Origin of the sequence: Holdemanella biformis DSM 3989 (assembly GCF_000156655.1) — a bacterium.
Taxonomy (GTDB): Bacteria; Bacillota_I; Bacilli_A; order Erysipelotrichales; family Erysipelotrichaceae; genus Holdemanella; species Holdemanella biformis.
Genome location: NZ_DS996839.1, coordinates 53,936 through 63,727 on the forward strand (window position 1 = coordinate 53,936; position 9,792 = coordinate 63,727).

Below are 9,792 nucleotides of genomic sequence, written 5' to 3' on the forward strand. Positions count from 1 at the left end.
TTTCACCTTCCTTTCAATAGGGCGGTTTGCTATAATGAAAGGTACACGAATACAGAGGAGTGATACAATGCGAACACCAGATTTAAACTGGCTAAAAGACTCACGTATCTTTCAAGTCAACCGACTACAAGCATACAGTGATCATAAATATACAATTGGAAAAGACAAAAAACCAAGCTCTTTTTCCCTAAACGGAACATGGAAATTCAACCAATCCAAAAACTATGATACATGCTTTAAATTCTTCTATAACACAGAATTTAATGATGCCAATTGGAACGACATCCAAGTTCCTGGACACATTCAACTTCAAGGATTTGACAACCCCCACTATACAGATGTGACCTACCCATGGGATGGACATGACGTAGTAAAACCAGGACAAATCGATATGGACAAAAACAAAGTCTATCAATACCGTAAAACATTCGATTGTCCACAAGACTTCATTGGCAATAAACTCATTCTATCCTTTGAAGGTGTTGAATCCAATATCTACGTATGGCTAAATGGTAAATTTATCGGATACTCAGAAGATTCCTTTACCCCAAGCCGTTTTGACATCACAAAATATACACAAGAAAAAGATAACGTACTCTGCGTACGCATCTTTCAAAAATGTACAGGCACATGGCTAGAAGACCAAGACATGTGGCGCTTTAGCGGAATCTTTAGAGATGTCATGATCTACAAACAACCAAATCTTCACATACAAGACTTAAAGATTGATACAAATATTGATCTAGACACCAAAAAAGTATTCTTACATGCACATGTAAAATGAGCAGTAATGAAAGCCATATACTACAAGCCAAACTATACGATCCACAAGGAAATATCGTATGGAATGCCAATATGCAAGACACATTTGAAATACCTGTAGAAAATACAAGTTTTTGGAGTAGTGAATACCCAAACCTATACCAATTGGAAATTGTTCTATACGATGCAAACAACGAAATCATTGAAACCATTCAAGAACAAATAGGATTTCGTAAATTCAGCCTCGAATATGGCATTATGAAACTCAATGGAAAACGCATCGTATTCCACGGCATCAACCGCCACGAATGGAACGTGAAAACCGGAAGAGCCATTACATATGAACAAATGGAAGAAGACATCCATATGCTAAAGGCATTAAACATCAATGCCGTAAGAACATCCCACTATCCAAACAACAGTTATTGGTATAAGTTATGTGACCAATATGGAATCTATGTCATTGACGAAATGAATCTAGAAACCCATGGTGCTAATGACATCATCCCACAAAACAAAACCGAATGGACCGATTGTCTATTAGATCGTGCAAGAAGCATGTACGAAAGAGATAAAAACCATGCATGCATTTTAATGTGGTCACTAGGAAATGAAGCTGGAAGCGGATCCAACTTTATGATTCTACACGACTACTTCAAAGAACAAGATGCATCAAGACTTGTACACTATGAAGGCATCACACAAGATCGAACATTTGAAAATGCCAGTGACATTGAATCCAGAATGTATGCCACACCACAAAGTGTAAAAGCCTATCTAGAAAGCCATCCAATGAAACCATTTATTCTATGTGAATATATGCACGCCATGGGAAATAGTCTAGGAGGCATGGAAGAATATACAGACCTAGAAGACGAATATGAACAATACCAAGGCGGCTTTGTATGGGACTATGTAGACCAAGCCATTGAAAAAGACGGCAAATACTACTACGGAAAAGACTTTGACGATTATCCAAACGATTCTAACTTCTGTGGAGACGGTATCCTTCTAGCCAACCGACAAGAAACTGGCAAAAGCCAAGAACTCAAACAACTCTACAGATATGTCGATATGGAAATCCATTTCGATTCGGTAACCATTAAAAACAAAAACCTATTCTACGACCTAGGTAAAGATACATTTATCTTTGAACTCAAACGAAATGGACTAGCCATTCAATCCGGCATCTTTAAAACAAGTGTAGAACCAGGCACTACAAAAACAATGCCCGTACAATTTAAACAAATCAATACGCCAGGCTACTATACAAAAACCATCTACTATAAAACACCACTTGGTATTCAAGCTTTTGACCAACAAGTCTTCGAAGTCAAACAAGACCAACCAAAAGAAAGTGCAATGCTTGTAGTGGAAGGACAAAATACAATTGGCATTCAATTTATGGACACTGAATATCTATTCGACAAACGAAAAGGCTTAGTATCCATTCAAGTAAACGATACAGAATTACTTCAAGAAACACCAAAACCTGTCTTCTACAGAGCCTTAACCGACAATGATCGTGGTGCCAAACAAACTTATGCCAACTGGCTTAACGCAAGCCTATTTCAAAATGTAGTTGACTTTAAAATGATACGCAACTCCAAATGCGCACAAATGATCTATACAATTCAACTAGAATCCATTGAAGAAGAATGTAAACTCGTCTATACAGTCTACAACAATCAAAGTATTCAAATCCAATTGCACTTAGACAAAAACTCAAAAAGACAAACCCTACCACTATTTGGGATCGAGTTTGCCCTAAAAGAAACATTTAAAAACTTTGCGTATTTTGGAAAAGGCGAAAAAGACACATATATAGATCGAAATCACGCACTAACCGATTTCTACTCTGAAAATGTAGATACAAACTACATTCCATACTTAAAACCACAAGAACACGGCAATCATACCGACTGCAAATGGTGCTGCCTATCCAATGAAACAAACACATTCAACATCAAAGCAGAAAACATGGAATGTCAAGCCAGCAAATATTCCTTTATGCACTTATATAACGCAAAACACACGTTTGAACTGCCACAAACCCACACAACCTATTTAAGAATCACAAAACAACAAATGGGCGTAGGCGGAATCAATAGCTGGGGCGCTAAAGTACAACCCCAATATTTGATTGATCAATCGAAAAACCTAGACTTTACATGTACACTTTACATTTCAAAGAAGGATTAATCTCCTTCTTTTTATTTACCTTCAAATTTCAAATTTAAAATCAAGTATTGACAACAAATTACTATCTAGCTATCATTTAATCACAAAGAAATCTTTTTCCGGAGTGAGAAAGATATTATTACTTTTTCAAAGAAAAGAAGTTCACGGTGAGCTTCTTTTTATCTTATAGTCATTTAGAGTTGTAAAACACCAAAATTATCACTTCCCCAACAAATTCATAATCAAATAATTCTATAAACAGATTTCAAGATTCCTTAAATGAAATTTAGATTATTTTGTTTTGAAACACAAAAGCCAAAAGACAAATCTAAATGTTACCAAGACAAGAATCAAATATTATAAAAGGTAGGCTTGTGCCTACCAATTATGCGGACTAAGCGTCCTGATATTTTTTACAAGAACTTTATGCAATATTTATTATCAAAAATCAAAAATCTTTATAAATTATTTTATAGACTTTTTTCTTCTCGAAACAGAGGTTGAAATCACCGGTTTAGATTTCTAGTATGTTTATGCTTACATTGTTTTAATTACTTATACTCAACGCAAAATAGGAGAGACTAAAACAGCCTGCAAACACTTTATAATGGCATTCATCGACTGCACCAACAAATTTCCCCAAACATTTGCAATCAAATTCTAGGGGCTCAGCAGCAAGCACACCTGCGGCAGTTACAAAATTTTATTAGCCAATCTTAAAATCTCTTGCATAATGTTATTCGGTGTGGTATATAATTGCATAAATTGCGGTGGTCGTCTTCGAACAACACCTAGAAGGAGCCTGATGCGTCGGGTTCTTTTTCTTTTGTCAAAAAATATAGACATTGATTCGAAATTCTCGCTTGAAGAAAAGAAAGAAAAACCGCAGACGAAAATTCCTGCGATTCCTATCTTACTCTTTACATTTTATTCTTTGTTGGCATCGGAACAAACTCCAGCTTTAATTGCATCCCTAATCCATGAGCAAGTTTTTTCACCATACTCAGACTGGGATTTCTTGTTCCATTCTCAATCCGGCTTATATCTGCCTGCGTTATTCCGGTTTTAGCTGATAAATCTTTCTGTGTCATATTCTGTTGCACTCTTGCATCAATCATCGCCTGGATAATATCATATTCCGGTTGCAATGCATCATATTCTGCCTTTACCTCCGGATTCTGCAATGCTCTTTTCTTATAATCTTTATAGCTACTCATTGCCATACCTCCGTTCATAATCTGATTTATACTTCTTTGCCAGTTCTTTTTCTGCCTTTGGTGTTTTCTGCGATTTCTTTATAAATCCATTAGTCAGTACCGCCTTCTTTCCTACAATAAAGAAATACAGTACTCTTGTAATATCTGATCCCTGCTTGGTGCGAAGCTCAAATATTCCATTTTCCAATGGTTTTGAATATGGCTCACGAAGCAATGGACCGTTCATTTCCAGTAAGTCAATTGTCCGCAATGTTTTTGCCAGCAACTTAGGCTCCAGGGAATCTAATAGTTCCTGCACAGGGCATCTTCCATCTTCTGTATCATATAAAATGATCTCGTACATTAGTATGCTCCTTCCTCTTTATAATCATAATATGTCGCATTCAACATATTGTCAAGGTAATTCCAAACACTTTTTCATCCTAAAAAATCGATTTAAAGTATCAGTGAATTGGTCACTTTTTTAATAACTTACAATTATTCGTGTTTTATGCTAAATTATAAGTCGAGATAGAAATATCTTTAGTGAACAAGCACTATAAGCTGAAGACAATAGAAAGTCGGTAAAACATCCTAATCATTGTTGCTAATAGCGATGAGCTGACAGCCAGAATAAAACTTGCTTAAAGATTATACTGATGTCTTAGAACATCTTTTTTATGCGATTTTATGCTTAATTTTCAAAATTCTCAAGATAATCAAGTCTTTGATTTACACCTTTTTTTTGTATATTACATGTAGAGATAAAAAAATTAGCCACTCCAATATCCAACCGATTACTCAATCGTTTCAAAGAATAAGCGGGATATAAGTGAAGAGCAAGTCGATATTATTGTGTTCGCTTATATCGATTGGACCCACTTTTTTATGCAATTTTCAAAATAAACTAATCATTAATGAAATCTTTGATAAAACATGCTATTATGACAGTACGAAAAAAGAAATATCTATTTTGATAGTGGTAATTCTTTAATAGAACCGATAAAGTTTGGCGATTCCCTGCCGAAGACGTTGAAACGGGAGACGATAAAGTGATATAGAGGAGGCATTGCTTCCTCTATTGTTTTTATGCCAACGACTTTAAAAGTGGCATTAATACATATATTTGCAGAATAAGAATCTAATGAATTGCCTTTTAGTTTCACACAACTAGAAGAATTAGTGTATGTTTATTAAGTAAGAAAATGATATAAATGACTAAACAGATTTATTTTGAAAATACTCCAGAATATGGAGATTTGTATATTGATTATATTTTTCATTACGATGATCAGCCTATACTATTTACCTTAAAAGATGATTTTTCAAATTTATACTTATGCGTATGTTATGAATTATGCGAATACCAAAAATGGTTTATCGCAAATATTGATTTTAATGATTTGAAAGAAATGAATGACAACAAGAAGAGTGTTCTAGAATCATTTTTGAAAAACCAATCTCTATTACAAGCTCAAAGAAAAAGATTTCTATTTAGAAACAGATTATGAAGAACAAGAAAAATTTAATGCATTTTATGCACAAGAAGATCATTATAACAATTAACCATTCTTATGAAGTCAGATTCCACAAGGATGCCTTTTTATATTATTTACGCTACACAAAAAAAGCCTGGCCTCCATATCAATCAAGTTGAGGTAGGATTCCAGGGTGCGCACCTCACACCTTCGTCGAAGATATTGTATCACATTTTTTAAAGTGTTTAATCAATATTCAACCCTTTTTACCATCCTTTAGAAAACCAATCGCAATCATGACTATACCTATTGGAAAGGCTGCAATAATACTCACACTATGTAAGTAATTTATTGAACTTTGTGAATGAATTGTAATCTTTTATATAGCATTTCATCTTCTTTTAATTCATGATGACATTAATGTAATTGAATCAAAGCTTGTTGCATATGAAAATATGACAACAGGACAGATTTTTTATTATATTTATTTACACGTTTCATAAATATACGTATTGAATATATACGTATATTTTAATATACTATTTAAAAAGGAGGCAAACAATATGCTATCAATTTATCCAGCATGTTTCTTTGAAGAAGAAAATCATTATTCCGTTATTTTTCCAGACTTCAATTCCCTTTCCACTTGCGGAGATTCTCTACAAGACGCTATGGAAATGGCCATTGATTGTCTAGCCGGTGCATTATTCAGTGCAAAACTAGACAATGAAGATAGTCCAATTCCTTCAAAGTTAGAAGAAATTAATCCAACACAAATCGCATCTGAACTTGAATTCGAATTTAAACAATCTTTTGTCACCCTTGTATCTGTTGATGTTGAAGAATATGCGAAAACCCATTTCAACAAGGCTATCAAGAAAACACTCACAATTCCCGAATGGTTAAACAAAGAAGCCATGAGTAAGAAAATCAATTTTTCCCAAGTACTTCAAGAAGCATTAATTGCCAAATTACACTCCAATTAAAGCACCAACAAGCCCCATACCTTCTATAGATACGGGGCTTTAAACTATTCTTTTTTACCCGGATTACAAATGATGATACAACCAGCACCCTCAAATTCTTGAAAGCCATGTTTAACATAAAAAGCCACATTGCTCTTGTCTTCAGGCATACCATCAATATATAAACAATCCTTATACTTCTCTTTAACAAGTTCAATCAAATGACCTGCAATACCCAAACCTTGATATTTTGAATCACTCTTTCATTTCATATTGAATCGAACCATGACCATCACAAATATCAACTCTAGCCATAGCACCATTCACCACATACATATGCGGATACGTATGTCCAATGTCCATCTTAAATACAACATCTATATCAGGTAGTGCCCTTTTAAATGCCTCTTCATATCCAATTAAATCCGAAACATTCTTAAATAAAACACGACCTACCAATATGGCCTTTGTATATTTAAAATACCCCATATACTTCATCTTCAATAAAGCACGATACACATCACATGAATTCATCGAAAAAATATCAAAAAACCAAATAACACCATCCGATTTATAACGCTCATTAAATTCTTCTACAAAATCATAAGGCGTACCCGCCATATCATTGATACTTTCAAAACATCCACCAAGTAATCTACCCGATACACTACAACTACCATCATATTCAGTCTTAGTATTAAGAATAGGCGCTCCATCATTATAAAAATCAACATCCTGATGTAAAGAACTTGAATGAAGTTCAATATTCTTTCCCTTTAAAAAATCAAGGCACAAATTGGAATATTCATTCACTCCATATGCATCAAAGCTACCCGCATTAAAACCATACACCGTAGCCAAATCACACTTACAAGTTACAGGAAATAATAAATTTGTAGGATCACTCGCACCCAAGTACCACTTAGGATTCTTTTCAATCCATTCAAAATCAATATATGGCAACGTCTCAAACTGAAAATCACCACCAGCCGCTAACCATACAGCTCCAATACTCGAATCCTTCACCAATGCATTCAATTCATCAACACGCGTCAAGGCATCACAACTTGGCTCACTATCATTACGAACACTACTACTCTCTACAATATGAAACCCAAAAGACTGAATATAATCCATCGACTCATCAAAACTATCTAACTTATGCCCTACACCACTCGACATAGCACAAACACCAATCGTATTATTATTCTCATTTAAAAACTTAGGATATTTCATAATAAAAAAACCTCCAAATCCATTATAAAGGAAAAACGACAAGACACAAAGTCCTGCCGCATTCCCAATAGTTTTAAGATAGAAAGGAAGTTTTAGTATTGCCCCAATACACTTTTATTATAGTCAAAACAAATCCATTTGTCTTTGTACTTTTTAGTAAATTTATATGAACTACAAGCGAATATTCTAATTCTAAAATTCTATATCATGATACTGAACGCCTGCCCTACGATACCTTTTTAAACACTTCAAACATTCAATATGCAACAAAAAAGAGTAGGCGCGCATTCCTACTCTTTATGTATCCTCCATTAAGTCGCGATTTAAGAGAATATACTGACGGATTATTTCTCACAGAAATATTATAGAGAGAAATAGTTCTATGTGCGAAAACGCTTTCACAAAACCAATAGTATTATATATCAAATTGGCTCCTTGCGTTTGCACAAATTAGTAATCTATTTATATTTTTTGTTGAGAATCATAAATAATCAAAGCCATGAAAACCAAATCCTCATCTTGCTCATTTGAAATACTATGACCCTTACCACTTGGTGTAAAATAATGCTCACCCGGTTTTAAATATAAAGTTCTTTCATGATTATCATCAAGCGTTGCCATTCCAGAAAGAACGAAATAATCTTCGCCATCTCCATTATGCACATGATAACCAACACTACAACCCTTCTTTAAAGTGACCTTAGCATAGACACGATTCATACCATGCATCTCATCTGCCGTCATGACATGTTCAAAATGCGCAATACCAGTACCACCCATAAAATTTTCTTTATCAACTACTACCATTTTCTATACCCCTAGATCAAAGAATTATCTTTAAAATAATTGATCTTCATACTTGATTTCACTTCATTCAACGTCTTTTCAGCCGTCGCATAAGCCTTTTTTGTACCCTCTTCTAAAATCTTGACAACCTCAGGAAGTTTTGCCTGCCATTCCAATCTTCTTTCACGAATTGGGCCCAACTCCTCTTGCATAACACTATTTAAGAAACGTTTTACTTTAACATCTCCTAAACCACCACGTTGATAATGTGCTTTTAATGCATCCAAGTTTTCATATTCCGGCAAATACTTTTCAAAATGCTCCGGCTTACAGAACGCATCCAAATAAGTAAATACACAATTTCCCTCAATCTTACCCGGATCACTAACCTTGATATGATCTGGATCTGTATACATACTCATAACTTTCTTTTTAATTGTTTCCTCATCATCCGATAAATAAATACAATTCCCCAAAGACTTAGACATCTTCGCCTTACCATCCGTACCAGGAAGACGCAAACAAGCATCGTTTTGTGGCAATAAGATCTTAGGCTCAACTAAAGTCTCACCATAAATCGAATTGAATTTATGAACGATCTCCTGTGTTTGTTCAATCATAGGCATCTGATCTTCTCCAGCAGGAACTGTCGTTGCCTTAAATGCCGTAATATCAGCAGCCTGTGAAATTGGATAACACTGGAATCCTACAGGAATACTCGCATCAAATCCACGCATTTTAATTTCAGCCTTTACTGTTGGATTTCTTTGAAGACGACTTACAGAAACCAAGTTCATATAATAGAATGTCAATTCTGTTAATTGACTAATTTCAGACTGAATAAAAATCGTTGTCTTACTAGGATCAATACCACAAGCCAAATAATCTAAGGCAACCTCTAAAATGTTTTCACGAACCTTATCCGGATTGTCAAAGTTATCTGTCAAAGCCTGCGCATCCGCAATCATAATATAAATCTCATCATATTCCCCAGAATTCTGTAAAAGAACACGATTTCTTAATGAACCAACATAATGTCCAATATGTAATTTTCCTGTGGGACGATCCCCCGTTAAAATAATCTTTGCCATAAATACCTCATTCTACAATAATTGTTTCTTCGCAAAATTCCATGTATCTCTACACATATCATCTAAATTCTTTTCAGCTACCCAACCAAGTTGAACC

9 protein-coding genes and 1 pseudogene are annotated in these 9,792 nt (G+C 34.6%); 4 read left to right on the top strand and 6 right to left on the bottom strand.

Features of this window, described 5'->3' with window-relative positions:
- Window positions 1-67: 67 nt before the first annotated feature.
- Entirely contained in the window at window positions 68-784 is a 717-nt protein-coding gene (locus EUBIFOR_RS00655) for a sugar-binding domain-containing protein (protein WP_040465987.1), read from the top strand.
- Entirely contained in the window at window positions 781-2,964 is a 2,184-nt protein-coding gene (locus tag EUBIFOR_RS00660) for a glycoside hydrolase family 2 TIM barrel-domain containing protein (protein WP_003863951.1), read from the top strand. The genes EUBIFOR_RS00655 and EUBIFOR_RS00660 overlap by 4 nt, the downstream gene beginning before the upstream one ends.
- An 899-nt stretch (window positions 2,965-3,863) precedes the next feature.
- Here the strand turns inward: EUBIFOR_RS00660 and EUBIFOR_RS00665 are convergent.
- Entirely contained in the window at window positions 3,864-4,160 is a 297-nt protein-coding gene (locus tag EUBIFOR_RS00665) for a helix-turn-helix domain-containing protein (RefSeq protein WP_173790169.1), read from the bottom strand.
- On the bottom strand, window positions 4,153-4,503 hold the full coding sequence (locus tag EUBIFOR_RS00670; protein ID WP_003863953.1) for a type II toxin-antitoxin system RelE/ParE family toxin: 351 nt from the start codon (window positions 4,501-4,503) through the stop codon (window positions 4,153-4,155). Before EUBIFOR_RS00670 ends, EUBIFOR_RS00665 begins: the two co-directional genes overlap by 8 nt.
- 850 nt (window positions 4,504-5,353) lie before the next feature.
- Between EUBIFOR_RS00670 and EUBIFOR_RS00675 the strand changes: the two genes are divergently transcribed.
- Together EUBIFOR_RS00675 and EUBIFOR_RS00680 are read left to right on the top strand one after the other, a co-directional pair.
- Window positions 5,354-5,650, top strand: coding sequence for a hypothetical protein (locus EUBIFOR_RS00675; RefSeq protein ID WP_003863954.1), 297 nt, complete (start codon window positions 5,354-5,356; stop codon window positions 5,648-5,650).
- Between the two features lie 530 nt (window positions 5,651-6,180).
- Window positions 6,181-6,603 carry a type II toxin-antitoxin system HicB family antitoxin gene (locus tag EUBIFOR_RS00680; RefSeq protein WP_003863956.1) on the top strand — a complete coding sequence of 141 codons (423 nt, stop codon included), beginning with the start codon at window positions 6,181-6,183 and terminating at the stop codon, window positions 6,601-6,603.
- A 44-nt stretch (window positions 6,604-6,647) separates the two neighbouring features.
- On the opposite strand, the pseudogene EUBIFOR_RS12595 reads toward EUBIFOR_RS00680, so the two are convergent.
- From EUBIFOR_RS12595 to trpS, 4 genes and pseudogenes are all read right to left on the bottom strand, one after another.
- Window positions 6,648-6,824: pseudogene (locus EUBIFOR_RS12595) on the bottom strand (hypothetical protein); the annotation flags it as partial.
- A gap of 13 nt (window positions 6,825-6,837) precedes the next feature.
- A complete protein-coding gene (locus EUBIFOR_RS00690; RefSeq protein WP_003863958.1) occupies window positions 6,838-7,818 on the bottom strand; it encodes a S66 family peptidase in 981 nt (326 codons plus the stop codon).
- Window positions 7,819-8,280: 462 nt separating this feature from the next.
- The gene (locus EUBIFOR_RS00695) at window positions 8,281-8,625 is read right to left on the bottom strand and encodes a cupin domain-containing protein (RefSeq protein ID WP_003863959.1); all 345 of its coding nucleotides are present in this window, start codon (window positions 8,623-8,625) and stop codon (window positions 8,281-8,283) included.
- An 11-nt stretch (window positions 8,626-8,636) separates the two neighbouring features.
- The gene (gene trpS / locus EUBIFOR_RS00700; RefSeq protein ID WP_003863960.1) at window positions 8,637-9,695 is read right to left on the bottom strand and encodes a tryptophan--tRNA ligase; all 1,059 of its coding nucleotides are present in this window, start codon (window positions 9,693-9,695) and stop codon (window positions 8,637-8,639) included.
- Window positions 9,696-9,792 lie beyond the last annotated feature (97 nt).